Here is a 24,544-nt window from a genome sequence, read left to right as displayed (position 1 = left end):
GCCGCACCCGCCGCAAGTCGTCCCGGGCTCACCGTTGCCGGCCGGCGCGCCCGTCCCTGCGGCCGTGACGGCCGATCCGTCCGGCGCATCGGCGCGGAGCTCGGCGTCGCGCACCGCCCACCGTGTCGCCGTCGGTCAGACACGTCCCAGCGCTGTGCGGCACCAGCGACTCCGGCAATACACCTAGGTGAGCGCGTGCACCAGTGCGGTCGCCGCTCCGGCCAGGAGGGCCACACCCGTGCCGGCACCGACGACGGCGCTGGGGGTGAAGTCGCACCGTCGGGCGACAGGGACGCTGACGAGCGCGACCAGGGTGACGAGCGCGGCCCAGATCGCGAGGGCCGGATACCCCAGAAGCGGCGCTAGGGGGAAGAAGTGCAGGCCGACGATCAGGGCGATCCAAACCGGAACCAGGGAGGTGCGGCCGGCGCGCCGGAGCCAGATCGCGCCGACGGCACAGAGGACCACCTCGATCAGGACGATCACCCCGAAGACCGGCCCCGTCCTCTCGTCCACGGAACTGCCCTTGTCCCAGGTGCGTGCGGTGACGATGCCGCCGATGATCGCTGCGACCAGAGACAACACCGAACCGATGCCGAGCCACGGACGCCACGCCCTGGGCGGTGCCTCCTGCGCCCAGCCGAACCAGACGATCCCGAAGACCCCGAAAATCGCGGCGGTGGCCGCGGCGTTGGCCGCGAATTCAGCATCCATCGGCGCAGTCTAGGTGCAGATGACCACCGCTCCGAGCGGTGCCCGCACAGGCGCCACGACGCAATGTCGCCTAGGAAACACGACCAGGACGGCCCGCACCAGTGCGTCACGGTGGACGGCACCCCGGTCGGCCATATGGGACTCGGGCAACCGCCAGTCCGACCAGACGTGGAGCTCCCGCTGACGTCCGGGTGGTGACCGGCGCTCGTCCCGTCGATCCGCCGAGACGGGCGCGACGGCCGCTCAACTAGGGAATAAATCGAGTTCAATCTATTGACAAGGATTGTTTACGGTTTCAGGCTGAGAGCGCTCTCCCGCGCCGCCTCCGGTGCGTCACGAACAACCGGAAGGAGTTCGATGATCAAGACAACTGCGCTGCTCACCGCTGCGATGCTCGGCCTGTCTGTCCCGGCCGTCCCCGCGGCGGCTCACATCGCCCACCATTCCGAAGCACGGCCGGCCGTGGCCGGCCTGCCGCTCGGCATGGCCGCCGCGATGCGCCGCGACCTGCACCTGACCGACGACCAACTCACCGCCCGCCTCGCGGCCGAGGCCGCCGCGGCGGTGGTCGACCGACGGCTGCGCGGGCGCCTCGGCACCGGGTACGCCGGCTCGTGGCTGGAGACGGACGGCCCGCTCACGGTCGCCGTCACCGACGCCTCCGCGGCCGACGCGGTGCGGGCCGAGGGAGCCCGGCCCAGGCTCGTCCCTCGGACGCTCACGAGCCTGACATCGGCGCGTACCGCCCTGGACCGGAGCGCCGCCGGTCAACCGCCCGGGGCCGCCGTCCGCGGCTGGTACGTGGACGTCGCCGCCAACCAGGTGGTGGTGCGGGTGGCACCGGGACAGGAACGCACCGGCCGAGCGTTCGTGCGCGGCGCCGGCCTCGCCGACGCGCTCGTTCGCTACGCGCCTGCGCCCGACGCGCCGCGCCCGATGTACGACATCCGCGGCGGCGACCAGTTCGTCATCAACGGCAACGTACTCTGCTCCGTCGGCTTCGCCGTGGTCGGCGGGTTCGTCACCGCAGGGCACTGCGGAGCCGCCGGCAGCCCCACCCGCGGCTTCAATAACGCAGCCCAGGGCACCTTCGCCGGCTCGTCGTTCCCGGGCAACGACTACGCCTGGGTCCGCACCAACGCCGACTGGACGCCGCGGCCCTGGGTGAACAACTACGCCGGCGGCAACGCTCCCGTCGCCGGGTCCCGGGACGCGGTGATCGGCAGTTCCGTGTGCCGGTCGGGACGCACGACCGGCTGGCGGTGCGGCGTACTGCTGGGCCGGGAGGAGACGGTCAACTACGCGCAGGGCGCGGTTTACGGGCTCAGCCGCAGCAACGCCTGCGCCGAGGGCGGCGACTCCGGCGGCGCCTGGCTCTCCGGCGATCAGGCCCAGGGAGTCACCTCCGGCGGATCCGGCAACTGCACCACCGGCGGCACCATGTGGTTCCAGCCGGTCAACGAGATCCTCGGTGTCTTCGGACTCAGTCTGGTCACCACCGGCGGGGGCGGCTCCGGCACCCGGATCATCAGCAACTGGAACAACAAGTGCGTCGATGTGCCGAACTCGAACTTCTCCGACGGAGTCCCGCTGCAGGCGTGGAACTGCAACGGCACGGCCGCGCAGGCGTGGACGTTCACCGGCGGCAGCCTGCGCACGCAGAACAACATGTGCATGGATGTCGCCTGGGGCTCCCGGGACAACGGAGCGGTCATCCAGATCGCCACCTGCAGCGGCAACCCGGCCCAGCAGTTCGTGCTGTCCGCCGCCGGCGACCTGGTCAACCCGCAGGCCAACAAGTGCGTCGACATCAAGGACTGGAACGGCAACGACGGTGCGCGGTTGCAACTCTGGGAGTGCGCCGGCACCGCCAACCAGAAGTGGCGCTCCGGCTGATCCGAGGCCTGACACGGCGTCCCGCCCGGGACGGTCCGAGGTGGGCCGACGGCGGCACGCCGTGTCGCTCCGGGACGTGCCAGCTCAGGTGCGGCCGTCGCCGGCAGTGACCGGTGTCGAACGGTGCGCCGATCACCCTCGTCGCGGGTGCTGGCGAGCCGGTTCCGCGCTGCGCCCACGGTGACCGACGGCCCCGGCGGACCGACGAGCCCGCCGAGGCGGACCCGCTACTCCGCCAGTCAGGATGGCCGGACCGAACCCTGGAGGCCACCTCGGTAGGCATGGCGGATCGTTCGCCGGGGAATACTGCCGGGCATGGCCTCGTACTCGGTGGATCAGGCGGCTGTCGTCCGCGCCCGGCGGCTCATCGAAGCACGCCAGTACGTGCTCGACAGTGACTGGGGCGTTGTCCAGCCCCGGGCCACCGACGAGAACGGCTACCTCGACAAGCACTCGTGGCGCGAGTATGGCGAATGGTTCCTTGGCCGTACCGAGGGTGCGAACGAGGAGACGAAGGCCCGGTACGCCTTCGCCTATGGCGACTTCCGCCGCGTCCACCGGTCCGGTCTGGTCGCGTGCGTCTACCGCGCCTCGGAGTGGCGGCACAAAGACGTCGAACTGGCCGCGCACGACCTGCTGCAACTGCTCGACCAGGTCGCCGGCTGACCCTGCGCGGGGTGGACCGGACACACGCGCGACGCCAGTTCCGCATGCCGTGGGGCCCCGGCACCGGCGCCCGCCCTCGAAGAGGGACGATGGCTCACCACGAGCCGGCACACGTGCCCTCGATATCCTCACCGCAGCCGAAACCGACTCGCCGCTGGGCGAGGTGGAGCTTGGCCACGTGGCGGCGGCCTTCCGGCAGGCCGGGGCCCGTTCCCTCCCGTCCCGGCACGCTTCTGTTGCACGCCACCGGGCGGGCCCGGATGCCGACACGCGGACGAGTGGCGTCCGCGCTGTCCGCCGCCCGTGTGGTCCCCCTACCGGCCGCTACTCGAAGAACTTCAGGCTCCAGCCGGTGTCGGTGTTCGGGCCGGGGACGTTAGCCCGCCGGTAGGTGGTGTTGCCCCACCAGCAGAACGTGCCGGTGTACCAGAACCGGTTGCTCCAGGTGTAGGGCGTTCCCTTCGGCACCGCGTGGAACATCAGCGGGAATCGCGGCCCGGCCGGTGGGCTCGTGGCGATGTCGCCATGCAGCAGCACGAAGGTGTGATGCCCGGGGCCGTTGACGTAGAGGGTCGGATCCCAGCCGGACATCATGGTGGACCGGTTCGAGCCGAACAGGCAGCCGTTGGACTTGTACCAGTCCCACACGTACGTCGGGTCGCCTCCGGCCCGCAGTCGCAGGTCCGCGAGACAGTACTGGTCGCTCCAGCTGCCGTTGGCGGAGTAGACGATGTGCAACTGGCCATTCGGGTCTCGAATCGGCTCCGGCCCCTCGTTGATGAACGGGTTGCCGACCACCCGCTCCCACGGCTCCCGGGGTTGGGAGATGACGTAGCGCGCCCCGACCGGCGTGGTCGGGCTGCTCATCCTGGCGAGGTAGATGTTCTGCTCGACGTTGGTGTCACCGGCCCATCCGGACCAGACGAACCAGCGCTGTCCGTTGAACGTGAACAACGACCCGTCGATCGCCCACTTGTCGTCCGGCAGGGCCAGTTTCTGCTCGGCAGTGTACCCACCGTCCGGCGACGTCGAGCTGATCACGAACGTGCGGCGACTGCTGCCCGCGCCCAGCGCGAAGTAGATGTAGTAGCGTCCACCGTCAAGGACGATCTCCGGTGCCCAGACGCCGCCGCGGCCCCGGGTGTCCGTCCACACCTGGCGCTGAACCGCCCCGCTCAACTGGTCGGGTGACGAGGCTTGACGAACGGCGATGCCGTCACCGACCGACTGGGTGGAGATGTAGGTGCCGCCGACCCGGATGACACTGGGATCCGCCGCACGGATGCTCTGCGCGGCTTCGGCCGGCGAGTAGACGAACCCCACCTGCCACAAGCCGGCCGCGGCGAGCAGAACGGCGACGAGGAGCTTGCCGAGCATCCGCTGCCGTCTCATGGCATCGACCGGTTCCCGCTAGAAACGAGAGGCGGCTGACCTCCCGGCGCGCAAGAGCGCTCTCCCAGACTGACCAATCGACGCTCGTCGTGTCAACCAACGACTCGGATCGAGTGCGGGTGGGGGCAACGGACCGACCGTCGGCCGGCGCGTGCGACCGCGACGCGCCGGTGGCCCGGCCGCCGGGTGCGGTCGGCGAGCCACCGGCAAGCGCCCGTCAGCCGTTGTCGATCAGCCCGGCGATCTCGTTGTAGATCAGGTGTGCCTTCGCCCCCTGGTTGGACGGGCACCCACCGAGGTGGTGCAGGGCGATGACGCGGTGACTGGCGTCGAGTACCGGGGAACCCGAGTTGCCGCCCGAGGTGTCGCAGCTGTAACTGATGTTCCAGGTGTTGTAGTTCGCGTTGCGCACCGTGCAGACACCACCGTTCTGCGTGTCCTCGTAGATCGACAGTCGCTTCGGGCTGCCATCACCGTGCCCGGGCACGTACATCCGCGTGCCGGTGCTGGTCGCGGTCGTCCTCAGGTAGAGCGTGCCGAACCCCTGGATCGCGGCGAAATTGTTCACCGAGTAGAGCGCGTAGTCCAGTTCACCCGAGCCACCGCTGCTCACCCGGTAGAGGGTCGCACCGCTCACCTTCGTGCCCGGGCCGGGGTTGCTGCCACCGCAGGTGGCGCACTGGTAGTTGAACTGCGCCTCGCTGGCGCTGACCGCGGACTGGGTCGAGAAGCAGTGCTTGTTGGTCAGCATCCGGTTGGTGTTCCCGACCCGCCAGGTGGTGCACAGTCCGCCGCCACCGATGAGCAACCGTGCCACCGCCCGGCCCCGGGCGTACTCGGTGGGGTGTGTGCTCTGGTAGCAGACCACGTCCCGGCGGGCGTCGGTGCTACAGACGGACGTGGTCGAGAAGTTGTGCTGGGCGATCTCGGCCTGGTCGTACCCTCGCCAGAACCGGTCGATGTCGACGACCGCGCGAGCGGGCCCCGCGCTGTGCAGCGTCACCACGGCGGTATCCCCCGTCACGGACATCGCCCAGAAGCCCGGCCCGCCGTCGGTGGTGTAGTCCGAGCCGGTCGTCCGGTCGAGGCTCCGGTCGTACCGGTAGGTCTCCCGGCCATCCGGGCTGGACACCGTGACGTAGTCCCCCTCGTTCAGCCGCAGTGCACTGAAGTGGACCTTGACGTACGTGGCGCCGGGATGCCGGATGAGCTGACGCGCACCCGGCCGGTCGGCGGTGCGGGTGGTGTCGAGTGTGCGCAGCTCACCCACCGTGGTGACGCCTTCGGCGGAGAACTGTGCAGCCTCCGGCGCCCGGACCGACGCCGGAGCCACCGGCCGGGCCGGATTCGCCCCGGAGGCGGACGCGGGCAGCATGCTCACCCCGAGCGCCCACACGCCGAGCACTACCGCCGCGTATCGCGCACCGCGCCGCAACATGTGTCTCATCCGCACTCCTTTCCGAGGAACGGCGGATGCCGTTCCGACGGGCTCCCTCGCACGAGCTTTTATAGAAGAGTATCGATTGGTGGCGGGATGCGGTACCGCCAAATCGAACGGCTGCCCGCGCCCGTCCGCTCGCCTTCCACGGCCGGCCCGGCAGCGAGGCCGGAGCGCCGCACGGTCGCCCGCCCCCGCGGGTCCGTGGGGATGCCGAGATGGCGTAACGCCCCGGCCCTCCTGCGGCTGCGGACGGAGGCATCGACAGCTTCAGTCGGATGTGACGACCGCAGGTCGATCGGTGACCACGCCCTCGGGCGTCGCGGTCGTTCCGGGGTCTAGCTGACCTCCCCGCCCGGACAACGTCGCGTCGGTCAGGAAACCCGGCTGCATGAACCTTCGGGCTCGCCGAAGAGGTCACCGAGCACGATGCCCTGGTCAGCAGGCTTCGGGTGGGATTCGAGTCTCAGCCCCCGGGATGCATGCCGACGTCACCGCGATGGCATCCGTGCCATGCGGTGACACGACGAAGCCCTGTTGGCTGACGTCAGCGAGCTTCGAGACAACAGCCGACACCAGTCAAGCGGGAGCGATGCGCGTGACCACTTCCGGAGTTCTCTGGGAGGTCACACCGGATTCATCGCCCACATCACCGCAGGCCAAAGCCTTCCGTTCTGCCCGGCCTCGGTGACCACTTCGGGCGGGCGACGAGACCCAGTCGCTCCATCGCCCGATGGCCGCCATCAAGACTTCGAACTGTGGGACCCGCTCCTCTGGCCTTCATCCTGCGCGCCGCATGGACCTGGCCCCGGATCATTCGAGCCACCGCCGGCCGCGACCTCGCCCAGGCACGGGTGTGACGCTCGAGGCAGGCCCGGTTGCGGGGGCGGTGACAGCGGCTCCGGCAACAGCAACCGCGAGCAGCAGCACGATCCAGAGCGGGACGGCGCCGACGTCGCGCGGTTCGGGTCAGGTGGAGCCGCGGACGACCAGCGTCGTCGGCAACACGGTCGGCTTGGGCGGGTCGTCGCCGCCGTGCAGCATGGCGACCAGCGCCTCGGCGGCGGCCGTGCCGAAGCCGGGCTTGTTTTGGGCGACGGTGCTGAGCCCGGGCGGGATCAGCGCGGCCACTTCGATGTCGTCGAAGCCGATAATCGCAATGTCGTCGGGGATCCGTAGGCCGGCCGCCTGGGCCGCGCGCATCGCGCCGACAGCCATCTCGTCACCGGCGACGAACACTGCGGTAGGGCGGTCGTCGAGGGCGAGCAGCCGGTTCATCGCGGCGTGACCGCCGTCGAGATAGAAGTCTCCCTCGATGACGTGGCTGTCGGCGAGCGGCAGGCCGGCCCCGGCCAGAGCGGCCCGGAAGCCGACGAGCCGTTCGGCTCCCGGCCAGGTTCGCAGCGGGCCGGTGATGGTGGCGATGCGCCGGTGGCCGCGTTCGACGAGGTGGCGCACGGCGAGCGCCGCGCCGCCGGCATTGTCCGAGGTGATGTAGGTCGACGTCGGGCCGTCGACCCGCAGGTCGAGAGCGACGCACGGCACCTGGGCTTCGACGAGGGCGAGCACGGCTGGGTCCCGGGTGCCGTTGTCGATGATGACGGCGCCGTCGAGATTGTGCTGGCGGACGGCGCGCACGTATCGCTGCCCGTCGTCGGGCCCCGCCGCGTCGTGGCCGGCGAGCATGAGCAGGTTCAGCCCGTGCGCGCTGAGCGCCGTCTTGAGCGCGACGAGGATCTCCTGCAGGAACGGGTGGCGCCATCCAGGGCGGCGATGGTCGGTGTCCCATACCAGGCCCACCATGTTGGATTTCTTCGTGGCGAGCGTCCGGGCCGACCCGTTCGGCAGGTAGCCGATCTCGGCGGCCAGGTCGAGGATGCGCTGGCGGGTGTGCTGGCTGACGACCTCGGGGGTGTTGAAGACGCGGGACACGGTGGCGACGGACACGCCGGAGCGGCGCGCCAACTCCCTAATTGTGGTCAATATGGTGCCTTCTCTGTAACCGGTTTCACGACCGTAACGCCAGCGATGTCCGCCGGTCAAGACGCATCGACCGTTACCGTTTTGTAACTTGACACCCCCTAGCCGAACCCGTTCACACTTCCCAGGACAGGCGCTCACCGGCGGTCACCCGCAACTCAGCCGGCATCCGATCTTCATCCAACTCCACCCACCCCCACCACCATCGCTTCGCCGACAATGTAACCGGTTTCAAGTAACCGGTTACATGATCGCACGAAAGGGTTCCCTGGCATGCACCCAAAACGACTGTTGCGACTGGCGGCGGCCACCCTGGCCGCCGGAGTACTGCTGACCGCGTGTGGCACCGGCACCGAGGGAGGCTCCGGCGGCGGCAACGAAAAGATCACCCTGAACGTCAACCTGTTCGGCAACTTCGGGTACCAGGACCTGTACGCCGAGTACCAGAAGTCGCACCCGAACATCACGATCCAGAAGCGCACGGCCGCCTACAACGACCATCATCGCGACCTGATCACCCACCTGGCCACCGGCTCCGGCGCGGGCGACATCGAGGGCGTCGACACGGGCTTCATCGCGCAGATGCGCGAGCGGGGCAACCTCTTCGTCGACCTGGGCAAGGACCGCCAGTCCGAGTACCTCGACTGGAAGTGGGCGGCGTCGCTGGCCAAGGACGGCAAGCAGATCGGGTACGGCACCGACGTCGGCGGCCTGGCCATCTGCTATCGGCGTGACCTGTTCGAGAAGGCCGGCATGCCGTTCGACCGCGACCAGGTGTCGGCCGCCTGGGGCAGCGGCTGGGACAAGTACATCGAGTTCGGCAAGCGGTACGCGGCGAAGGCCCCGGCCGGCAGCGCCTTCTTCGATGGCGGAGGCCAACTGTTCAACGCCATCATCGGCCAGGCCCCGGTCGGGTACTACAACGAGGACAACGGCATCGTCGTGGGCACCAACCCCGATGTCCGCAAGGCCTGGGACCTGACGGTGACGGCGATCCAGAGCAGCCTGTCGGCCAGGCTGATCGGCAGCTCGCAGGAGTGGAACAACGGCTTCGCGAAGGACCAGTTCGCCACCATAGCGTGCCCGGCCTGGATGATGGCCAAGATCAAGGACCAGGCGAAGCATGCCGCCGGCAAGTGGGACGTGGCGAGCGTCCCGGGCGGCGGCGGCAACTGGGGCGGCTCATACCTCACCGTTCCCAAGCAGGGCAAGCACATCGAGGAGGCCAAGAAGCTCGCGGCGTGGCTGACCGCCCCGGAACAGCAGGCCAAGGTGTTCACCGCGCGGGGCAACCTGCCGTCCATCCCGGCGCTGTACGACAAGCCTGACATTGCCCAGTACAAGGACGCCTTCTTCAACAACGCCCCGGTGGGCCAGCTCTTCACCACCGCGGCAAAGCAACTCAAGCCCCAGCACCAGGGCCCGCGAGCCGGGGATGTGCAGACCACCATCCGCGACGCCCTCGTCCGCATCGAACAGGGCAAGCAAAGCTCCGACGAGTCCTGGAAGCAGATGGTCAGCGACGTCGAGCGCCTCGCCAAGTAACTCGACCCGCGCCGCCGGCGGTCGCCCCTGACCGCCGGCGGCCCCCGGCGACGAAGGATCGACGATGGCCACCTACCTCCACCAGGCCCGCCGGGCCGGCCTGAGCCGGCTCGACACCAAAGGCTCGCCCTACCTCTACATCCTCCCGTTCTTCCTGCTGTTCGGCGCGTTCGGGCTGTTCCCGCTGCTGTACACGGCGTACGTCTCGTTCAATGACTGGGACCTGCTCGACTCCGGGTCGCACCGCTGGGTCGGCCTCGCGAACTACCGCGAGATGCTGCAGGACGCGTACTTCTGGAACGCCCTGGGCAACACACTCAGCATCTGGGTGCTGTCCACCGTGCCGCAACTGCTCGCCGCGCTCTGGATCGCCCACCTGCTCAACCACCGGCTGCGGGCCCGCACCGCGCTACGGATGGGCGTGCTGCTGCCCAACGTCACCTCGATCGTGGCGGTGACGATCGTCTTCACCCAGCTGTTCGGCCGCGACTTCGGCATGGTCAACTGGGCGCTCGGCCTCGTCGGCATCGGCCCGATCGACTGGCAGGCCAACACCTGGAGCTCCCACCTGGCCATCTCGTTCATCGTCGCCTGGCGGTGGACCGGCTACAACGCCCTCATCTACCTCGCCTCGATGCAGGCGATCCCGCACCACCTGTACGAGGCCGCCGACCTCGACGGCGCGTCGCAGGGTCAGCAGTTCAGGCGGATCACCGTCCCGATGCTGCGGCCGACGATCATCTTCACCACGGTGATCTCGACGATTGGCGGCCTGCAGATCATGGCCGAACCCCTGCTGTTCGCCAGCTCCCAGACGCCCACCGGCGGCTCCGACCGGCAGTTCCAGACCGTCGCCCTGTTCATGTACGAGCAGGGGTTCCGGGAGTTCCGCTTCGGCTACGCCTCGGCGGTCGCCTGGACGCTCTGTCTGGTCATCGCCATCTTCGCGATCATCAACTTCCTGCTCACCCGGCGCATCGCCAAGGACGAGGACTGAGGAGGACGCCGTGACCACCCTCGCGGACCCCGCACAGACCGGCACCACACCCTCGCCGCCGCAACGCCGGTCCCACCGGCGCCGGAGCTTCGGGTACCCACGCAAGGGCTCGGTCTGGAGCTACGGCGCCCTGCTGGCGGTCGTGGCCGGGTCAGTCTTCCCGCTCTACTGGTCCATCGTCGTGTCCTCGCAGACCAGCGACGCCGTCACGAAGGTGCCGCCGGCCCTGGTGCCCGGCGGGCACCTCTTCGACAACATCGCGCGCGTGTTCGACACGACCGACTTCGGCCGGGCCCTGGTGAACTCCTTCATCGTCAGCGGATCAATCACCGTCTCCGTGGTGTTCTTCTCGACCCTGGCCGGGTTCGCGTTCGCCAAACTGCGGTTCCGAGGCCGAAAGGCGCTTCTCGTCGTGGCCATCGCGACCTCGATGGTGCCGCACCAGCTCGGCATCATCCCGCTGTACATCCTGATGGCCGACCTCGGCTGGACCGGACGCCTCACCGCCGTGATCGTGCCTGGGCTGGTAACCGCGTTCGGCGTCTTCTTCATGACCCAGTACCTCGGCCGCGCCGTGCCCGACGAACTGCTGGAGGCCGGCCGCGTCGACGGGTCCAGCACGTTCGGCCTGTACTGGCACATCGTCCTGCCGGCGGCCCGCCCCGCCGCGGCGGTGCTCGGGCTGTTCACCTTCATGCAGGCGTGGAACGACTTCTTCTGGCCGCTGGTCGTGCTGCAGAACAACGCGACCGTGCAGGTGGCGCTCTCCGCACTGGCCAGCGGCTACACCACCGACTACACCCTGACGCTGACCGGCACGTTGCTCGCCACGCTGCCGATCCTCGTCGTCTTCATGCTCCTCGGCCGGCATCTCGTCGACGGCATCATGCAGGGGGCGGTGAAGGGATGACCACCACATCCCAAGGTGCCGCCGCGGCCGCAACCCAGCCGGACCTGCCCGAGCTGCCGGACCTGCCGGCCGGCTTCAGCTGGGGCGCGGCCACCGCGGCGTACCAGATCGAGGGGGCGGTCGACGAGGACGGCCGCGGGCCGTCGATCTGGGACACCTTCTGCCGCCGCCCCGGTGCCGTCGACGACGGCACCTCCGGCTCGGTCGCCTGTGACAGCTACCACCGCTGGCGGGAGGACGTGGACCTGCTGGCCGGCCTCGGCGTGGACGCCTACCGTTTCTCGATCGCCTGGCCACGGGTCATGCCGGCAGGGCGGGGCGCGGTGAACCGGCGGGGCCTCGACTACTACGACCGGCTCGTCGACGCCCTGTGCGGGCACGGCATCCGGCCGTTCGTCACGCTGTACCACTGGGATCTGCCCCAGGCGCTCGAGGACGAGGGTGGCTGGCGGGTACGGGATACCGCCGAGTGGTTCGCCGAGTACGCCGCCGCGGTGGCGGGCGTCCTCGGTGACCGGGTCCAGGACTGGATCACGCTGAACGAGCCGTACTGCTCGTCGATGGTCGGCTACGCGGAGGGCCGGCACGCGCCCGGCGCCGCCGAAGGACACGGTGCCCTGGCCGCCGCCCACCATTTGCTGCTCGGGCACGGCAGGGCGGTCGCCGCAGTCCGGTCCGCCGCCGGCCCGCGGGCGCGCGTCGGCATCACGCTCAACCTCTCCCCCGCCGTGCCGGCCAGCGATACCGAGGCCGACCGGGCGGCGGCGGATCGGCAGGACCTCATGCTCAACCGGCAGTTCACGGATCCGGTGCTGGGCGGCGCGTACCCGTCCGGGTTCGAGCGGCTCTACGCCGGGGTGAGCGATCTGTCGTTCCGCCGGGACGGTGACCTGGCGGTGATCTCGACACCGTTGGACTTCCTCGGTGTCAACTACTACTACCGGGTGCACGTCGCCGACGCCCCATACGAGCAGCCCGACCCGGCGCTGCGCAGCGCGTTCGACATCGGGGTCCGGCAGCTACGGCCAAACGGGTTGCCCACCACCGACCTGGGCTGGCCGGTGGAGCCGCAAGGGCTCTTCGACACCCTGACCGGGCTCGCGGACCGTTACCCGGGCCTGCCTGCCGTGTACGTGACGGAGAACGGCTGCGCCGACCTGCGGGACGAACCCGAGCCGGACCCGGAACGGATCTCGTTCGTGGCCGGGCACCTGGCGGCGGCGGCCCGTGCGGCCGCCGTCGACGACCGGCTCGATCTGCGAGGGTACTTCTACTGGTCGCTCATCGACAACTTCGAGTGGGCCCGCGGGTATGGGCCCCGCTTCGGTCTGGCCCACGTCGACTACGGCACCGGATCCCGTACGCCCAAGGCCAGCTACCACTGGCTGCGTGACCGCTTGCGGGTGTGGCGGAAACGCACCTCCACCTGCCCATCGTCGACCTGCGCCTGACGGACCCACTTGCGCAACGTCTCGGCCGTACCGATCCCGAGCCGGGCCGCCACCGCCGTGGTCGCCGCCCAGTCCGACTCGTAGTTCGGCCGCACCTCCGCCACCATCCGCACCGCCCGCTCCCGCAACTCCAGCGGATACGGCTTCGTTCCTGCCATCTCTCGATCCTCCCCAAGCGGGGAGGTGATGTTTCCCGGGAGTGTGTCGATTTCCGTGTTTGGGCCTGTGGTGTGATCGGGATTGTTAGATGGCGATCCGGTCGCCGTAAGCGAGGATCAGGGCGTTGAGGGCCTTGGCCCAACCGTAGACCCGGCCGGTCATGCTCCCGCCTCCCTTACGTTTCTGCTGGACGACGAGGTAGAGCACCTTCATCGCGGCCTGCTCGGCCGGAAAGTGGCCCCGCCGGCGGGCGGCCTGACGGAACCGGGCGTTCAGGCTCTCGATGATGTTGGTCGTGTAGAGGACTTTGCGGACCTCGTGGTCGTAGTCCAGGAACGGCACGAACTGCGGCCAGGGTGCACGACGCACTGCTGGTGCACCGCCAGCGGCCAGACCTGCTCGATCGCGTCGGTCATGCCCTTGAGGCCGTCAGAGCAGACCATGAACACGTCCTCGACACCGCGGTTGCGCAGCTCGGTGAGGTAACCGGCCCACTCCTTGGCGCCCTCCCGGCCGGTACCGGCCCACATACCGAGCACGTCGCGTTCCCCGTCGAGGCTGATACCGACCACGACGTAGACGGGCCGGTTCGCGACCTGCCCCTGGCGGATCCTCATCACCAGGGCGTCGATGAACACCACCGGATAGACCCTGTCGAGGGGCCGTTGCCGCCAAGCCTCCATCTCGTCCACCACGCCGTCGGTGACCCGGCTGATCAACTCCCGGGACACGTCGGCGTCATACACGTCCGCCAGATGCGCGGAAATCTCCCCGGTGGTCAGCCCTGTGGCATACCGCGACAGGATCGCCTCGTTGAACCCGTCCAGCCGGCGGGTGTGCTTCGGGACGATCCGCGGCGTGAACGAACCCGTCCGATCCCGCGGGACCTGGGATCCGCACCGGCCCAACCTCGGTCTGCACCGTCTTCGCACCGTGCCCGTTACGGATGTTGACCCGCCGGCCGGTGGCCTCCTCGACGCCAGCCTCGTCGAGGTGAGCATCCAGCTCCGCACCGAGCGCTGATTCCAGGACGGTCCGGGTGATCCCCGCGAGGAGCCCACCCGGCCCGACCAACGACACTCCGTCGGCCTTGGCCCGCTCGACCAACTGCTGAGCGAACTCCACCTCCGCCGACGTCGGTTCAGGAAGCTGAACAGCGTTCTTCTTGTCTGCCATGACGTGGTCCTTCCCGGACAAGGATCAACGTCCTGTCCAACGGACCACACCCAGGTCAAACACGCAAATCTACGCAGTCCCTGAAGCGCAAACGGTGCACGCTGAAACCGATCTCAGCGCGCACCGTGGGGTTATCGTTTGTGTCCGAGGGGGGAGCTGAACACTCCTATGTAGCATCCGTTATACAAACGGGTGCTCATGCGTTAAGTCTAGCACTTCACGATGCGTAACACTACAGGCGTGAGCTGCCCGCGAGCACGCCAGGGCGCAACTAATGCAATCAATTCTGCTGCCTGCGCTGGCACCAATACGGCCGAAGAATCCGGAGTTCTTGAAATTGCCGTTCGGCGCGATGCGGAGCCATTCCCCAGCACGCCGCCCGGGTGGGTCACATAGGCTAATCAGGGCAGGGTGTCTGTCGCCGGGCCGTTCGGGGTCTCGCTCGTTTTTGCGAATGGGTGTGGCTGTCCGGTCATCGCCGACAGCGCGTCGGCCACGTCGTGGAGATCGGCTTTGATGTAGGTAATGGTGGACGATGCTGGGCTGTCGGTGTGACCCGCGTAGGCGCGGGCTACCCCGTAGCCGAAGTGGCGTTCCACCCAGGTGAGCGTGGTGTGCCGCAGCCAGTGGGTGGAGATGCCGTGCACGACGACCCAGGGCAGGCGTTCCCCGATGCGTTTCCACAGGTGGTCGTAGCGGCGGCTGCTGATCGGCAGGCCGTTGCGGTAGCGCAACAGTTGGTCGGTGGGCAGAACTGCGCCGCGGACGCGGGCGTGTTCGTGCAGGTGCTCGGCGAGGCCGAGGCTGATCGGCTGCCACCGTACGGTGCCGCTCTTCTCGTTCAGGCGCACGAGGCCGTTGGAGCGGTCCAGATCAACAAGCCGCAGGGCGAGGGCGCCGCCGCGCCGGCAGGCGCTTTCGGTGTGCAGGCGTAGCAGGAGGGCGTCGAGGATGACGTCATTGCCGCTGGTCCGTGCCACCGCATTGATCTCCTCCAACTCGTAGGACGTCAGGGCACGGCGGGTGCTAGGGAGGCGGCGGGGTTTGGCGACACGATGGGCGGGACTGGCCGACGCGTCGATCAGACCATCAGCAACAGCCCGGGAGTAGAAAGCGCGAGCGGCGGCGATGACATGCTCGCCCGCGTGCCGGCCGTTGCGGCTGTTACGCCGCGACCGGGCAGTGATGGTCATCTGCTGTCATGGCCTCGACGTCGCTGGCCGCGACGGCGTCCAGCGGTCGGTCGCGCCAGACGGCGGCCATGCGCTGCCAGTAGGTGCCGTAGGTGCGTTGGGCGCCGGGGCCTGCTGCGGCGATGACGCGGGGTAGGTACTCGGCGATCGTCGGCAGGGGGGCTGGGCCGTCGGTGTGGGATTGGAGGTCGGTCAGGGTAACGCCGAGGTGAGCCAAGACCTGCCGCGCTGCGGCGTCGGCGGTGGCGTCAGCGGGCATGTCCAGCTCCCGCAAGTCGAGTGTGTAGGTCGGCGAGGACGCCGATGACGGTGCTGGCGGGGTGCACGACGAGCAGGTCGTGGATGACGAGAGCAGCGAGCAGCACCGGCCAGCCGGGCTCGATCCCGCACATCCGCCGCGCAGGTGCCGGTAGAGGCAGCTCACCGCGGCTGCCTATCTGGTGCCGTCCGTCGTGGGCCGAGCCGACGACGAGCATCCCCTGAGGTGGCTGGATGTCGAGGCGGCGGCCCGGCTCCCAGCCCAACGGGTGCAGGAGCTGTTGTGCGGTCACCCGGCCGCAGCTCGACGGGACAGCCATCCCCAGCAGCACGTCCTGCGCGGCGGCGAACACCCGCGGAGGAACGTGAACGGGCAGTGCCGGCATCGGCCTCGGGCACGGGCGGGGCCAGGTGGGCATGGCGGCAGGAACGAGCGGCCGGACGAGCTGTTCGCCGTACAGGCGGGAAGCTTGTGTCATGCCGGCGACAACGGCAGATGCGGTCCCGCGTCGACGTGCTCGACGAGCTTGACGGCAGCGGGCTCTGGAGGCCGGACCAAGCCTCGCGTGTGGCCGCCCGGCATCAAACGGGGGCGGGCATACTGCTGGCATGCGTGACGGCCTGCACGGACCGAACGTCATCACCGCCGGGGAGGCCGTGCTGCTTCTCGTGGCGGTCGCCGGCGGTGAGGCCGTGCACCTCGCGCGCCGGCAGGGGCCGTTGGAGCAGGGCCGCAGCGCCGTACCCGACCACTACCTCACGGGCGGGGACAGTGAGCGTGAGGCAGTCCAGCGGCGTTATGACGTCGAGGCGCTGCGGGAGCCGATCTGGGAGCACACGACGATGTGCGGGCGGGTCTGGGCGCTGATGGTCGGCGGTGACGGCGGGACGCTGAGCAGGTACCGGGAGCCGGCGTTCGCGCCGACGTGCCGACGGTGTCTGACGCTGATGGACCGCCTGTTCCCCGCGCCGGCGGTCGACCGCAGAGTCCCGGTCGTCGCGCAGGTGGTCTGCGACGTGGTGCGTGAGCACGGGCACGCGGAGGTCCGGCAGGTCCCCGGTGACCAGCTTGCCGTCCTTCGGAAGGAGATTCGGTCGCTGATCAGGCAGCAGACGGGCCACCACGCCCAGACACTCGTTCACGGCGATCTCCTGCTGGTGGTGTGTGATCCGCTGCGGGACGCGGAGGCGGAGATGCAGGCAGCCGCCGAGGCGGTAGGAGCAGTTCTCTTCGGGGATCAGCCGCTTCCGGCCGCGCGACCCGGGCGGCCATGGGTCGTCACGTGGACCGCGTGGGACCTGGGGTAGACGTCGGGCTGTCGTTGTGTCGGCCTTCTGCACGCTCGCCATCTGCCGGTGCTTGAGCTGAATCTGGCCCTGGCACGGCAGCCACGCGGGTTCCTGGACGCGGTAAGTCCGGCTGGTTGCGGTACTCGCCGCTGTCGGTCCTGGCCTCCCCCACGGTGCGCATGCTGATGGCGGCGAGGAGGCATGCGGTGCTGACGGCGGCGAGTAAGAGGTGGTAGCCGCCGTGCGGTAGGAGCGTGGCGGCAAGCAGGGGTGCGGCGGCTTTGGCGGTGGTGACGGGGGCGGCGAGTCGTCCCGCGATGGTGGCGTAGGCGGTGGTGCCGTAGCGGTCGACGAGGAGTGCTGGGGTGGCGAGGCTGGCGATGCCGAAGCCGAGCCCGAATCCGGTGACGGTGACGATGGCTCCGACGCGGGTTCCGGCGGCGAGGGGCATAGCGAGGACGGCGACTGCTTGGATGGCGAAGACGCCAGCGACGATGGTGGTGACGGGGAGTCGGCGTCGGGCGGCGGTGAGGACGAGTCTTCCGGTGACGGACAGGACGCCGAGGAGGCCGGCGGCGGTGGCGGCGTAAGTAGCCGGGTGGCCGCGGCTGGTCAGGTAGCTGACCAGGTGGACGCCGATGGTGCTGGTGGCGGCGCCGTGGGCGATGAGGGCGGCGGCGAGGATCCAGAACCGGGGATCGCGCATCGCGGCGCGCGCCGCCGTCCGCCGCGAGGCGTGGGCCGTTCGCAGCGTGGGGTTGGACGCTGTGACGTGCGGCGGTTTGCGAACGGTGAGGGCGTGCAGCGGCACGGTCACTACGCCGTGGACGGCGGCGAGCGTGAGGAGCGCGCCGCGCCAGCCGAGGTGGGCGACCAGGTAGCCGGTGAGTGGCATGAAGATCGTGCTGGCGAACCCGGCGACGACGGTGACCGCAAGCAGGGCGGTGGGGCGTCGGTCGGGGGTGAACCAGGAGACGATGACGGCGAAGGCGGGTTCGTAGAGGACCATCGCGCCGGTGATCCCGACACCGATCATGACGGCGTAGAGCTGCCCGATGGTCTGGACCTGGGACCAGGCGATCAGCAGCGCGGTGGCGGTGATCGAGCCGAGGGTCATGAGGGCCCGTCCGCCGTGCCGGTCGAGCCACCTGCCGACCGCGATGGCCATCAACGCGCCGGCGAGGACGCTGACGGTCAGCGCCCCGGTGACGGCGGTGATCGAGGCGCCGAGGCTGGTCGCCATCGGGCCGAGCAGCACGGCGTAGGCGTAGTAGATGGTGCCGTAGCCGACGGTCGAGGTGATCGCGAGGGCGGCGACGATGCGCCACCGGTGGTGCCCGCCGACGGTGGGGTCGGCGGGCGCCATCGTGGTGGTGGTCATCAGCTGGCGCAGCAGCCGCCGGTCTGGCCGCTGGTCGAGGTGTCGAGGCTGATGAGGCTCAGCGGGGCGGACAGCAGCCCACCGGCGATGCCCGTGGCAAGCCCCTTCCCGGCCGGCTGCGGGGCGGGGCCGCAGCTGCTGTCGGTGCCGGTCGCCTCGGCGGGGTTGCTGTTGCAGACGCCGGTTTCGGGCAGGTCGAGCTGGACGTCCCGGGCCGCCTGCCAGTCGCCGGCGAGGGCGGCGACGACGGAGCGGACCTGCTCGTAGCCGGTGGCCATGAGGAACGTCGGCGCGCGCCCGTAGCTCTTCATGCCGACGGCGTAGTAGCCGGACTCCGGGTGTCCGAGCTCGTGGACGCCGTGCGGGGGGACGGTGCCGCAGGAGTGCTCGTTCGGATCGATCAGCGGGGCGAGAGCCCGGGTGGCGCCCATGACCGGGTCCAGGTCCAGGCGCAGTTCGGCGGCGATCGAGTGGTCCGGGCGGAAGCCGGTCGCGGCAACGATCCGGTCGACGATCACCTCCTCCTCGCTACCGTCGGCGTGCCGGACAACGACGGCGACCCGGCCGTCGGCCGGGGTGAGCGCGTGCACGCAGAAGCCGGTGAGCAGCCGGATCCGGCCGGCGTCCACGTGTTCGCGCAGCCGGGAGCCGAGCGCGCCGCGGGCGGGCAGCGCGTCGGCGTCGCCGCCGCCGTAGGTGCGGGCGGGGCTGGCCGAGCGGATCGCCCAGGTCACCTCCGTGCCCGGCTCGGCGGCGGCCAGCTCGGCCAGGGAGAGCAGCGTGTTCGCGGCGGAGTGGCCGGCGCCGACGACCAGGGTGTGCCGGCCGGCGAACCGGTCCCGGTCGGCGCCGAGTACGTCGGGCAGGGCGTGCTCCAGGTACGCGGCCACGTCCTTCTCTCCACGGGCGGGCAGGCCGGAGGCGCCGAGGACGTTGGGGGTGCCCCAGGTGCCGGAGGCGTCAATGACCGCGCGGGCCAGCAGTTCGTCACCGTCGGCGAGGCGGATCAGGAACGGCGTCTGCTCGCGGCCGGCGGTGCGCAGCCGGTCCAGGCCGAGGCGGCTGATCGCCTCCACCCGCGCGCCGTAGCGCAGGTGCGGCTTGAGCTGCGGCAGCTCCGCGAGGGGCTGGAGGTAGTCGGCGACCAGCTCCGCGCCGGTGGGCAGCGCGTCCTCGGCCGGGGCGACCCAGCCGGCGTCGTCGAGCAGGCGGCGGGCGGCCGGGTCGACGTTGTACCGCCACGGGGAGAACACCCGCACGTGCCCCCACTGCCGCACCGCCGCGCCGGCGGTGTCACCGGCCTCCAGAACAAGGAAGGGCAGGCCACGCTCGTGCAGGTGGGCGGCGGCGGCCAGACCCACCGGGCCCGCGCCGATCACCACGACGGGCAGCTCGTTCGGGATGCTCATCGGAAAACTCCTCTGTGTTGAAAACTGTCGAATCAAGAAGGTGCAGTTGTGCTGGGGCGGGCGGAGCCGAAGGGGTTCAGATGACGGGGCTGCGCCGCTCGAGCAGGACGACGTCGCGCCACCGGCCGTGGTGCCGGCCGACCCGCTCGCGGGTGCCGATGACGCGGAAGCCGGCCCGCTGGTGCAGGGTGAGACTGGCGGTGTTCTCGGGGAAGATTCCGGACTGGATGGTCCAGATGCCGGCGGCCTCGGTGGAGGCGATCAGCGCGTCCAGCAGCAGCCGGGCTACGCCACGGCCTTGGGCGGCGGGGTCGACGTAGACGGAGTGCTCGACCACCCCGGCGTAGACCGCGCGGCTCGATGTCGGCGAGACCGCCACCCACCCGAGGACGGTGTCGTCCGCGTCGACGGCCACGAGGCGGTGGTCCGGCAGCTTGGCCGCGTCGAATGCTGTCCAGGTCGGGGCGGTGGTCTCGAAGCTGGCGTTGCCGGCGTCGAGGCCAGCCTGGTAGATGGCGAGGACACGATCGGCGTCGTCCGAGGTCATCGGGCGGACGGTGATGTCGGCCATCAGCAGGCTCCTTTCACGGTGGGGGCGGGTCGGCCCATGACGACGTCGGCGGCGGAGGGGAAGCAGCCGACGCATGCGTCGTTGATGCGGTAGTGGCGGGCGGTGCCGACCGGCTCGACGAGCACGAACCGCACCTCGGTCAGGATCTTCAGGTGTTGGGAGACGGTGGACTGGGCGAGCCCGACAGCTGCGACGATCTCCCCCACGCTCATCGGCCGGGCATGCCGGGCCAGGTACTCCACGATCTGCACCCGGGTCGGGTCCGCCAGGGCCCGGAACCACGAGGCGTAGGTCTGCGCGGTATCCCGGTCGAGGAGTTCGCCCACCACCACTCCCTCTATCGTTTATCGCCGATTGGCGATGAAAGCCTAGCAGGCGCCGTCCCGGTGAGGTGGGCGGTTGCGACGACGAGGCGGGCGATCGCGGCCAGGGTGGCCGGGTCGACCTTGTCAGGGGTGTCGGCGGGGCTGTGGTAGCCGCCCATCCCGGCACCGATGCCGACCGCGGCGAGGCCTGCTGCGCCGTAGCGGCGGTTGTCCGAGGCCATCGGCCCCGCAGCGAGTGGGACGCCGGTGTGCCGGCCGGCCTGGTCCAGCAGCGCCAGGAGGCGGTGGGCGGGCCCGCCGGCCTCGACCGCCGCCGCCCCATCCAGGCGGCCGGCTCCGTCGACGTTGACCACCAGGGGCGCGGCGCCCTGGTCGCGCAGCTGCGCGGCGTGGTGGGCCGAGCCGAGCGCGCCAACCTCCTCACCGTCGAGCAGCGCGACGCAGAGCCCGACGCCGTCGGGAAGTCCGCGGCCGAGGACGCGGGCGGCTTCGAGGACCACCGCGACGCCGGTGGCGTTGTCCGACGCTCCGGGCTGGCGGAGCCCGGGGTGGTCGCCGACGCCGTCGTAGTGGGCGGTCAGGAGCAGCTCCGCCCCGCCGGGGACGGTCTGCCGGAGTCGGGCGTGGATGTTGGTGCCGGTGACGTCGTCGCGGCGAACCGGCGTGGCGCCGGCGAACCAGCTGGCGCTGTCGGTTGCCGCAGCGAGGACGGTGCGGTGGGTGTCCGGGTCGAGGGTCAGGACGGGCAGCGGTCCCGGGTCCGGTCCGGCGAGGGTGGTGAACTGCCAGCCGTCGGCGTCGACGGCTCGGCGGATCAGCAGCCCGGCCGCGCCGCGGGTGTCCCGGTAGGCGTCGAACAGGCTCATCTCCGCCGGCACCACGAGCCACCGCCCGGCCGGGTCGTCGGCACCGGCGACGCCGAGCGGGCCGCGGCGGGTCTCGGCGGCGTCGGCGGAGGCGGAATGGATCGCGACCTGGCGACCGAATACCAGCGGCATGGGGCTGCTCCCGCCGCCCCAGGTGACCGTCGGCGCCTCGTGCACCTGCGGCACCGCCCGGACCGGGAACTCCTCAGTCCGGACCGTGGCGCCGAGAGCGGTGAGCTCGTCGACGAGCCACGCCCGGGCTGCCGCGCCGCCGGGTGATCCGACTCGCCGTCCTGCCATGCGGTCGGAGGCGAGGGTGGCGACGGTCGCGGACATCCGGTCGGCGCTGACTACCCGGAGCAGGCCCGCGAGGTCGTCTGGGGTGGTCATCCGCAGCACCCCTGTCCCGCGGCCACCGCGTCGGCCTTGGCCTGCGTGCCGCAGCACGAGCCGGCCGCTTGCGCGGCTTCCTGGGTGCCGCAGCACGGGCCGGCGCTCGCGGCCTCGCCGATTGGCGGCAGGATGGACCCCACGGCCTGGGCGGGGCTGCCGCAGCAGGCGCCGGAGCCGGTGACCTGCAGGGCGGCGGCCGGGTCGCCCGCGAAACCGCCGGTGGTCTGGGTGTTGTCGCTCATGACAGGTCCTCTCGTCAGCGGGGGCTGATCAGCGTGTAGACGGTGGTGCGGGCACGGTCGTAGCGGCGCTGCGCACGCTGGTCGGCGGTGGACACCTGAGCGCAGGAGTCGCAGAACCGGACTCCAGCGCGAAGAGCGGATGAGCGGCGGGTGGAGCCGAACATGGTGGGTCCCCTTCCTCCAGACGCCTGTCTTGACGTCCGTCTAAGCAGAGAGTTGCACGTTGATTAGAGAGATGTCAACCTAGAGACATGTCAAAGCAACAGGCGCCCCTCGCCGTCATCGATCTCAACGCCGACACGCCGTGCTGCCCCCCGCTGGCGCAGCGTCGGATTCCGGCCGAGACGGCCGCGGTGCTCGCTCCCGCGTTCAAGGCCCTCGGCGACCCGGTGCGGCTGCAGCTGATGTCGATGATCGCCTCCGCCGAGGGCGGGGAGGCGTGCGTGTGCGACCTGACGCCGGCGTTCGACCTGACCGGGCCAACGATCTCGCACCACCTCAAGACGCTGCGCGAAGCGGGCCTGGTGGATGCCGAACGGCGGGGCACGTGGGTCTACTACCGCGCCCGCCCGGGAATCCTGCGCCAGCTCGCCGCCCTGCTGTCGGTCGAGCCCGCCCCCTCGTCGCAGGCGTAAGCCGCGGGCAAACCCGTACCTACCAGCGCCGACCGCGCAACGCGATCAGCGTTGAGCGCCGGATCCCGTGTGCGAGGCGACGTCCGCTGTCCGCTGCCGGCCTTGCCGTCCGGACACGTGAGCGGCGAAGGCAGTCATGACGTGCGCGGCGTCGGGACCGACGCCACGCAGGGTGTTCGAGGCGAAGGATCGCTGGAACTCCAACCCGAGATAGATCAGCCCTGGATGGGTGGTGGAGATCCCGCCCACGTGCCGGGGCGCGCCATGGTCGAGGGCGCCCAGGGGCTTGAGGTACGCGAGGTCCGGGCGGTAGCCGGTGGCGAAGATGACCGCGTCGACCGGCTCGGGCGTGCCGTCGGCCCAGATGACGCCCTCAGGGGTGAAGGCGGTGAACATGTCCCGCCGGGAGAGCAGCCCGGAGGCGAGAGCGTCGCGGTATACGCCGGTGTCGAGCACGGTGGCGTGTCGGACAAGTCGGGTGAGGACGCGGCGTGGCAGGCGGTCCGCGCCGGTGACCCGCAGCCAGTGGTGGAGGTCCCGCCCGCCGAGGCGTTGGGGCAGGAAGCGCACGGGTTCCCGGGTGGCGAGCGTGACCCGGGCGTGGCCGGCGATCTCGTAGGCGACCTGGACGGCGGAGTTGCCGGCACCCACGACGATGACCCGCTTGCCCGCGTACACCTCCGGCCGGCGGTAGTGAGCGACGTGCCGGAGATCGCCGGCGTAGTCGTCCTGGCCGGGCAGCGTCGGCAGGTACGGGTTGCCGAACGATCCGCTGGCGGCGACGACGCCGACCGCAGCCATCTCGTCCCCGGTGTCAGTGCGGACGAGGTACCCCCCGTCGCGGCGAGGGTGCACGGCCGTGACGCGGGTGCGGGTGCGGATGTCGACGTCCACGGTCTGCGCGTACCGGCGCAGGTACGCCGTGACCTCGTCGCGCCGGGGGTAGCGGTCCGGGTCGCCGTCGAAGCGCATGCCAGGCAGGGCGCTGTAAAGGGCGGGCGAGAAGAGGGTGAGGCTGTCGTAGTAGTCAGGCCAGGAGCCAACCGGCTCGCTGCCCGCCTGCAGGACAACGGGCCGCAGGCCCGCGGTCAGGGCGGCTCGGGCGGCGGCCAGGCCTGACTGGCCGCCGCCGACGATGATCACTGGCTGGGATGGGGTGGTCATGTCACGATCATATCGTCGTTTTGTTGAATGACAATATGACGATGGTGGGGAAAGGTAGGGCCATGAGCGACGCCACCGGACAGCCCGCAGGGGCATCCCCGCCCGCGCGCGCGGCCGGAGTCCCGGAGGGCCTGGCGCCGCAGACGCAGGAGTTCCTCAAGGCCTTGGGCAGCCCCACCAGGCAGCGGATCATGATGCTGTTCGCGCAGGGCGCCGAGCTGTCGGTGGGCGAGGTGGCCGAGCGGACGGGCATCAGCCAGGCCACGGCGTCGCAGCAGTTGACCCTGCTGCGACGCGGACGGGTGGTCACCTCCCGTCGCGACGGGAAGACCGTGTACTACCGGGCCGATCGGGACGGCGCGCTCGCCGCCCTCGCGGAGTTGCAGTCTTACCTGGCGACCTGCTGCTGACCAGGTCGCCCACCGGCGACCCGGCGGTCTCCAGCACCCTCCGCCCGGACGCCGCGCACCCCCTCCGACATGCATGCCGCAC

24 protein-coding genes and 2 pseudogenes are annotated in these 24,544 nt (G+C 70.3%); 9 read left to right on the top strand and 17 right to left on the bottom strand.

What is annotated here, in order from left to right; all coding sequences use genetic code 11:
* Positions 1-183: 183 nt before the first annotated feature.
* Positions 184-714 carry a hypothetical protein gene (locus BFV98_RS30650; protein ID WP_030274727.1) on the bottom strand — a complete coding sequence of 177 codons (531 nt, stop codon included), beginning with the start codon at positions 712-714 and terminating at the stop codon, positions 184-186.
* A 357-nt stretch (positions 715-1,071) separates the two neighbouring features.
* Here BFV98_RS30650 and BFV98_RS30645 point away from each other — a divergent pair, with 357 nt between their 5' ends.
* Positions 1,072-2,610 carry a ricin-type beta-trefoil lectin domain protein gene (locus BFV98_RS30645; RefSeq protein ID WP_071098634.1) on the top strand — a complete coding sequence of 513 codons (1,539 nt, stop codon included), beginning with the start codon at positions 1,072-1,074 and terminating at the stop codon, positions 2,608-2,610.
* 315 nt (positions 2,611-2,925) lie between these two features.
* Complete coding sequence (locus tag BFV98_RS30640; protein ID WP_013476101.1) at positions 2,926-3,276, top strand: hypothetical protein; 351 nt, start codon at positions 2,926-2,928, stop codon at positions 3,274-3,276.
* Between the two features lie 324 nt (positions 3,277-3,600).
* Here BFV98_RS30640 and BFV98_RS30635 read toward each other — a convergent pair whose 3' ends face one another.
* The 3 genes from BFV98_RS30635 to BFV98_RS30625 all read right to left on the bottom strand — a co-directional run bounded on the left by BFV98_RS30635 (position 3,601) and on the right by BFV98_RS30625 (position 8,071).
* The gene (locus BFV98_RS30635) at positions 3,601-4,668 is read right to left on the bottom strand and encodes a glycoside hydrolase family 43 protein (RefSeq protein WP_069089513.1); all 1,068 of its coding nucleotides are present in this window, start codon (positions 4,666-4,668) and stop codon (positions 3,601-3,603) included.
* A gap of 217 nt (positions 4,669-4,885) precedes the next feature.
* A complete protein-coding gene (locus tag BFV98_RS30630; RefSeq protein ID WP_071098633.1) occupies positions 4,886-6,115 on the bottom strand; it encodes a serine protease in 1,230 nt (409 codons plus the stop codon).
* A gap of 960 nt (positions 6,116-7,075) precedes the next feature.
* Positions 7,076-8,071, bottom strand: a complete 996-nt coding sequence (locus tag BFV98_RS30625) for a LacI family DNA-binding transcriptional regulator (RefSeq protein ID WP_230650269.1) — start codon at positions 8,069-8,071, stop codon at positions 7,076-7,078.
* 306 nt (positions 8,072-8,377) lie between these two features.
* Here BFV98_RS30625 and BFV98_RS30620 point away from each other — a divergent pair, with 306 nt between their 5' ends.
* The 4 genes from BFV98_RS30620 (at position 8,378) to BFV98_RS30605 (ending at position 12,989) form a co-directional block, all read left to right on the top strand.
* The gene (locus tag BFV98_RS30620; RefSeq protein WP_255368309.1) at positions 8,378-9,631 is read left to right on the top strand and encodes an ABC transporter substrate-binding protein; all 1,254 of its coding nucleotides are present in this window, start codon (positions 8,378-8,380) and stop codon (positions 9,629-9,631) included.
* Between the two features lie 64 nt (positions 9,632-9,695).
* Positions 9,696-10,628, top strand: coding sequence for a carbohydrate ABC transporter permease (locus BFV98_RS30615; RefSeq protein WP_013476096.1), 933 nt, complete (start codon positions 9,696-9,698; stop codon positions 10,626-10,628).
* 10 nt (positions 10,629-10,638) lie between these two features.
* Positions 10,639-11,538 (top strand): carbohydrate ABC transporter permease, encoded by a 900-nt coding sequence (locus BFV98_RS30610; RefSeq protein WP_030274737.1) that lies wholly within the window; start codon positions 10,639-10,641, stop codon positions 11,536-11,538.
* Positions 11,535-12,989: a GH1 family beta-glucosidase gene (locus BFV98_RS30605; RefSeq protein WP_013476094.1), complete on the top strand. Its 1,455-nt coding sequence runs from the start codon at positions 11,535-11,537 to the stop codon at positions 12,987-12,989. Before BFV98_RS30610 ends, BFV98_RS30605 begins: the two co-directional genes overlap by 4 nt.
* Here BFV98_RS30605 and BFV98_RS30600 read toward each other — a convergent pair.
* The 5 genes and pseudogenes from BFV98_RS30600 to BFV98_RS30580 all read right to left on the bottom strand — a co-directional run.
* Positions 12,965-13,147 (bottom strand): annotated as a pseudogene (locus tag BFV98_RS30600) (IS3 family transposase); the annotation flags it as partial. The gene BFV98_RS30605 and the pseudogene BFV98_RS30600 overlap by 25 nt on opposite strands.
* A gap of 85 nt (positions 13,148-13,232) precedes the next feature.
* Positions 13,233-14,324 (bottom strand): annotated as a pseudogene (locus BFV98_RS30595) (IS256 family transposase).
* Between the two features lie 401 nt (positions 14,325-14,725).
* Positions 14,726-15,517, bottom strand: coding sequence for a site-specific integrase (locus BFV98_RS30590; RefSeq protein ID WP_091331295.1), 792 nt, complete (start codon positions 15,515-15,517; stop codon positions 14,726-14,728).
* Positions 15,489-15,776: a hypothetical protein gene (locus BFV98_RS32865; protein ID WP_053065512.1), complete on the bottom strand. Its 288-nt coding sequence runs from the start codon at positions 15,774-15,776 to the stop codon at positions 15,489-15,491. The genes BFV98_RS30590 and BFV98_RS32865 overlap by 29 nt, the downstream gene beginning before the upstream one ends.
* Positions 15,766-16,068: a hypothetical protein gene (locus tag BFV98_RS30580; protein ID WP_143025381.1), complete on the bottom strand. Its 303-nt coding sequence runs from the start codon at positions 16,066-16,068 to the stop codon at positions 15,766-15,768. The genes BFV98_RS32865 and BFV98_RS30580 overlap by 11 nt, the downstream gene beginning before the upstream one ends.
* A gap of 316 nt (positions 16,069-16,384) precedes the next feature.
* Between BFV98_RS30580 and BFV98_RS30575 the strand changes: the two genes are divergently transcribed.
* The gene (locus tag BFV98_RS30575; protein ID WP_047893942.1) at positions 16,385-17,083 is read left to right on the top strand and encodes a hypothetical protein; all 699 of its coding nucleotides are present in this window, start codon (positions 16,385-16,387) and stop codon (positions 17,081-17,083) included.
* On the opposite strand, the gene BFV98_RS30570 is transcribed toward BFV98_RS30575, so the two are convergent.
* The 7 genes from BFV98_RS30570 to BFV98_RS32410 all read right to left on the bottom strand — a co-directional run bounded on the left by BFV98_RS30570 (position 17,055) and on the right by BFV98_RS32410 (position 22,417).
* A complete protein-coding gene (locus BFV98_RS30570) occupies positions 17,055-18,446 on the bottom strand; it encodes an MFS transporter (protein ID WP_082171418.1) in 1,392 nt (463 codons plus the stop codon). The genes BFV98_RS30575 and BFV98_RS30570 overlap by 29 nt on opposite strands.
* Positions 18,446-19,855, bottom strand: coding sequence for an FAD-dependent oxidoreductase (locus BFV98_RS30565; RefSeq protein WP_030274749.1), 1,410 nt, complete (start codon positions 19,853-19,855; stop codon positions 18,446-18,448). Before BFV98_RS30565 ends, BFV98_RS30570 begins: the two co-directional genes overlap by 1 nt.
* A gap of 76 nt (positions 19,856-19,931) precedes the next feature.
* Complete coding sequence (locus tag BFV98_RS30560) at positions 19,932-20,426, bottom strand: GNAT family N-acetyltransferase (RefSeq protein ID WP_030274750.1); 495 nt, start codon at positions 20,424-20,426, stop codon at positions 19,932-19,934.
* Positions 20,426-20,752 carry a helix-turn-helix transcriptional regulator gene (locus tag BFV98_RS30555; RefSeq protein WP_030274753.1) on the bottom strand — a complete coding sequence of 109 codons (327 nt, stop codon included), beginning with the start codon at positions 20,750-20,752 and terminating at the stop codon, positions 20,426-20,428. Before BFV98_RS30555 ends, BFV98_RS30560 begins: the two co-directional genes overlap by 1 nt.
* A gap of 11 nt (positions 20,753-20,763) precedes the next feature.
* Positions 20,764-22,008, bottom strand: a complete 1,245-nt coding sequence (locus tag BFV98_RS30550; protein ID WP_030274755.1) for a M28 family metallopeptidase — start codon at positions 22,006-22,008, stop codon at positions 20,764-20,766.
* The gene (locus BFV98_RS30545; protein WP_030274757.1) at positions 22,005-22,253 is read right to left on the bottom strand and encodes a hypothetical protein; all 249 of its coding nucleotides are present in this window, start codon (positions 22,251-22,253) and stop codon (positions 22,005-22,007) included. The genes BFV98_RS30550 and BFV98_RS30545 overlap by 4 nt, the downstream gene beginning before the upstream one ends.
* A 14-nt stretch (positions 22,254-22,267) precedes the next feature.
* Positions 22,268-22,417 carry a hypothetical protein gene (locus tag BFV98_RS32410; protein ID WP_157551546.1) on the bottom strand — a complete coding sequence of 50 codons (150 nt, stop codon included), beginning with the start codon at positions 22,415-22,417 and terminating at the stop codon, positions 22,268-22,270.
* Positions 22,418-22,504: 87 nt separating this feature from the next.
* Here BFV98_RS32410 and BFV98_RS30540 point away from each other — a divergent pair, with 87 nt between their 5' ends.
* Positions 22,505-22,888 carry a metalloregulator ArsR/SmtB family transcription factor gene (locus BFV98_RS30540; RefSeq protein WP_030274759.1) on the top strand — a complete coding sequence of 128 codons (384 nt, stop codon included), beginning with the start codon at positions 22,505-22,507 and terminating at the stop codon, positions 22,886-22,888.
* A 45-nt stretch (positions 22,889-22,933) separates the two neighbouring features.
* On the opposite strand, the gene BFV98_RS30535 is transcribed toward BFV98_RS30540, so the two are convergent.
* Positions 22,934-24,052 (bottom strand): NAD(P)/FAD-dependent oxidoreductase, encoded by a 1,119-nt coding sequence (locus BFV98_RS30535; protein WP_083395346.1) that lies wholly within the window; start codon positions 24,050-24,052, stop codon positions 22,934-22,936.
* A gap of 62 nt (positions 24,053-24,114) precedes the next feature.
* On the opposite strand from BFV98_RS30535, the gene BFV98_RS30530 reads away from it, so the two are divergent.
* Positions 24,115-24,462 carry a helix-turn-helix transcriptional regulator gene (locus BFV98_RS30530; RefSeq protein ID WP_082171419.1) on the top strand — a complete coding sequence of 116 codons (348 nt, stop codon included), beginning with the start codon at positions 24,115-24,117 and terminating at the stop codon, positions 24,460-24,462.
* Positions 24,463-24,544 lie beyond the last annotated feature (82 nt).

Source organism: Micromonospora sp. WMMB235 (assembly GCF_001855515.1).
GTDB classification, from domain to species: Bacteria; Actinomycetota; Actinomycetes; order Mycobacteriales; family Micromonosporaceae; genus Micromonospora; species Micromonospora aurantiaca.
Note: the sequence above shows the minus strand (reverse complement) of the source record. Positions and strands in the feature narration are given on the sequence as shown.

What these genes read in the sequence shown, in the direction of transcription:
- BFV98_RS30650 (WP_030274727.1), bottom strand. Translation starts at nt 714, where the DNA reads ATGGATGCTGAATTCGCGGCCAACGCCGCGGCCACCGCCGCGATTTTC.
- BFV98_RS30645 (WP_071098634.1), top strand. Translation starts at nt 1,072, where the DNA reads ATGATCAAGACAACTGCGCTGCTCACCGCTGCGATGCTCGGCCTGTCT.
- BFV98_RS30640 (WP_013476101.1), top strand. Translation starts at nt 2,926, where the DNA reads ATGGCCTCGTACTCGGTGGATCAGGCGGCTGTCGTCCGCGCCCGGCGG.
- BFV98_RS30635 (WP_069089513.1), bottom strand. Translation starts at nt 4,668, where the DNA reads ATGAGACGGCAGCGGATGCTCGGCAAGCTCCTCGTCGCCGTTCTGCTC.
- BFV98_RS30630 (WP_071098633.1), bottom strand. Translation starts at nt 6,115, where the DNA reads ATGAGACACATGTTGCGGCGCGGTGCGCGATACGCGGCGGTAGTGCTC.
- BFV98_RS30615 (WP_013476096.1), top strand. Translation starts at nt 9,696, where the DNA reads ATGGCCACCTACCTCCACCAGGCCCGCCGGGCCGGCCTGAGCCGGCTC.
- BFV98_RS30605 (WP_013476094.1), top strand. Translation starts at nt 11,535, where the DNA reads ATGACCACCACATCCCAAGGTGCCGCCGCGGCCGCAACCCAGCCGGAC.
- BFV98_RS30590 (WP_091331295.1), bottom strand. Translation starts at nt 15,517, where the DNA reads ATGACCATCACTGCCCGGTCGCGGCGTAACAGCCGCAACGGCCGGCAC.
- BFV98_RS32865 (WP_053065512.1), bottom strand. Translation starts at nt 15,776, where the DNA reads ATGCCCGCTGACGCCACCGCCGACGCCGCAGCGCGGCAGGTCTTGGCT.
- BFV98_RS30575 (WP_047893942.1), top strand. Translation starts at nt 16,385, where the DNA reads ATGCGTGACGGCCTGCACGGACCGAACGTCATCACCGCCGGGGAGGCC.
- BFV98_RS30570 (WP_082171418.1), bottom strand. Translation starts at nt 18,446, where the DNA reads ATGACCACCACCACGATGGCGCCCGCCGACCCCACCGTCGGCGGGCAC.
- BFV98_RS30565 (WP_030274749.1), bottom strand. Translation starts at nt 19,855, where the DNA reads ATGAGCATCCCGAACGAGCTGCCCGTCGTGGTGATCGGCGCGGGCCCG.
- BFV98_RS30560 (WP_030274750.1), bottom strand. Translation starts at nt 20,426, where the DNA reads ATGGCCGACATCACCGTCCGCCCGATGACCTCGGACGACGCCGATCGT.
- BFV98_RS30550 (WP_030274755.1), bottom strand. Translation starts at nt 22,008, where the DNA reads ATGACCACCCCAGACGACCTCGCGGGCCTGCTCCGGGTAGTCAGCGCC.
- BFV98_RS30545 (WP_030274757.1), bottom strand. Translation starts at nt 22,253, where the DNA reads ATGAGCGACAACACCCAGACCACCGGCGGTTTCGCGGGCGACCCGGCC.
- BFV98_RS32410 (WP_157551546.1), bottom strand. Translation starts at nt 22,417, where the DNA reads ATGTTCGGCTCCACCCGCCGCTCATCCGCTCTTCGCGCTGGAGTCCGG.
- BFV98_RS30540 (WP_030274759.1), top strand. Translation starts at nt 22,505, where the DNA reads ATGTCAAAGCAACAGGCGCCCCTCGCCGTCATCGATCTCAACGCCGAC.
- BFV98_RS30535 (WP_083395346.1), bottom strand. Translation starts at nt 24,052, where the DNA reads ATGACCACCCCATCCCAGCCAGTGATCATCGTCGGCGGCGGCCAGTCA.
- BFV98_RS30530 (WP_082171419.1), top strand. Translation starts at nt 24,115, where the DNA reads ATGAGCGACGCCACCGGACAGCCCGCAGGGGCATCCCCGCCCGCGCGC.